At 33.6% G+C, this 2045-nt stretch carries 3 protein-coding genes; all 3 read left to right on the forward strand.

Going from position 1 to position 2045, the window contains the following annotated elements; all coding sequences use genetic code 11:
• Nucleotides 1–354 precede the first annotated feature (354 nt).
• The 3 genes from Q8907_16660 to Q8907_16670 all read left to right on the forward strand — a co-directional run bounded on the left by Q8907_16660 (nt 355) and on the right by Q8907_16670 (nt 1842).
• A complete protein-coding gene (locus Q8907_16660) occupies nt 355–1062 on the forward strand; it encodes a DUF1003 domain-containing protein (GenBank protein ID MDP4275901.1) in 708 nt (235 codons plus the stop codon).
• A 260-nt stretch (nt 1063–1322) separates the two neighbouring features.
• Nucleotides 1323–1562, forward strand: coding sequence for a CopG family transcriptional regulator (locus Q8907_16665; protein ID MDP4275902.1), 240 nt, complete (start codon nt 1323–1325; stop codon nt 1560–1562).
• Nucleotides 1555–1842 (forward strand): type II toxin-antitoxin system RelE/ParE family toxin, encoded by a 288-nt coding sequence (locus tag Q8907_16670; GenBank protein ID MDP4275903.1) that lies wholly within the window; start codon nt 1555–1557, stop codon nt 1840–1842. The genes Q8907_16665 and Q8907_16670 overlap by 8 nt, the downstream gene beginning before the upstream one ends.
• Nucleotides 1843–2045 lie beyond the last annotated feature (203 nt).

Consider the following 2045-nt stretch of genomic DNA (forward strand, 5'->3'; position numbering starts at 1 on the left):
ATTGATCTCCCAAAACCGTTAGGTTTCATTTCGGGGTTTTACTGTTGACCTGATTTTGCCATTTGGCTTCCTTAGTGTACAGGACACTCCAAACCACCCTTTCCGCCAGCTGGCGGACAATACTACAGGCACGACCCTGCGCATAAGGATTTTCACACTCTGGAAAAATTCAAACACTGATCGCTTGCTTTGTAAAGTTTATTTGTATTTTTAATCTTTTTCAAGAACTTACAATAAGTTACCTGCCATTTTGAGTAAAAAATTCCGTTAGACGATTAAGCCAGCTTGTGATCATAAAGGAACTTTCGAGCAGATAAAAAATTTGTAACTATTAAGTGATTAAAAACAAAAAATATGGAAACTTTTCGTAGTGATATTTCAAACATCGAATTTCCAATTGCGGAAAAAATTTCAGCCAGAACAATCAGACACTCTATTTTAGATTTAATTCAAAAAGACAACCCACAATTCTCACATGATAGTTGTCTTTCTCGGAGCGAACTTAACAGCTATAGAGAAAGGTCCATCTCGGAATATTTGATTAATGAAATTGGAGAGCTGACAGAACTTGAAAAAACCGTAATATCTTCAGTGACTAAAAATAATACTTTAACAGATAAAATATATGTAGATGAGAAACAAATATTGACTACTGGACAAAGAATCGCTGACAAAGTTGCTTCATTTGGTGGCAGTTGGACATTTATTATTTCATTTGGAATATTTATTTTCATTTGGATTTCTATTAATATGTTTTGGCTTATAAATAAAGGATTTGACCCTTATCCTTTTATACTATTAAACCTGATTTTATCATGCTTAGCTGCATTACAAGCACCGGTAATAATGATGAGTCAAAATCGACAGGAAGAAAAAGATAGGGATAGATCTAAGAAAGACTACATGATAAATCTCAAATCAGAAATAGAGATAAGGACATTACATGAAAAAATTGATCATTTTATAATGGATCAACAGCAAGAACTTTTGGAGTTAGAAAAAGTTCAAATTAAAATGATGAACGACATATTAAAACAAGTAGAAAATAAAAACGGCAAGTAAAGGGGCAGGCAGCCGGCAGGTTATCTGTCTTCCTATCGGGGAGCCGATCACACCATCCGCCAACTGGCGGACAATGCCACAGGCACGACCCTGAGCATAAGTTTTTTCACCCTGGAAAAATTCACCTACTGATCACTTGCTTAAGAAAAGCTTATTTGTAATTTTAATCTTTTTCATATACTTACGATAAGTTAGCGGTAAAATTGGAAAATTTGCGAATGATTCATATTTGATGTAATTTTGCATCAAAATATAAATATATGGTAAGGCAAAGTATATCGTTTACAAAACCAAATGATGAGTGGCTAAAAGCTCAATTGGATAACCAGGAATATTCAAGCAAAAGTGAACTTATCAATGATTTGATTAGACAGGCCAGGAAACAGCAAGTTCAAATTGACTGGATTAAAGCGAAATTGGATAAATCTGAAAGAAGTGGATTTACTGACAATACTAAAGAACAAATTCTGAAACAATCAAAGTCTTTGCTTAATGGCTAAATATAGATTAAGTAATGAAGCTAAAGAAGATTTGATACGAATTCATCATTATGGAGTTGAAAAGTCCGGAATTTCGCAAGCCGACAAATATTTTGAATTGTTTTTTGAATATTTTGATCTGATTGCCCAAATACCATTTTCATTTGAATCAGTAGATTATATAAAAAAAGGATATAGACGTTGTGTTTGCGGTTCTGATAGTATTTATTTTAGATTAAACAATGATATAGTTGAAATAATGGCAATTATCGGAAGACAGGATGTTAATAATATCATTTGATTTTCTGAGTAAAACCTCCCCTTCTTCACAAATTTATACGTTTTAATTGCATTTTCAGTTCGCATACGGCTCTTTTAATAAGCATGATCCTGGCCGACTTCCGGAAGTATAAGGTTTCCTTTTCCCGCTCCGTTTCTTTCTCCCCACAGCTAATAGGTCAAATTTAGTACTTCAACCTGAACAATAGGTACTTGCGCTCTTTA

The sequence above is a fragment of the Bacteroidota bacterium genome (genome assembly GCA_030706565.1).
Taxonomy (GTDB): Bacteria; Bacteroidota; Bacteroidia; order Bacteroidales; family JAUZOH01; genus JAUZOH01.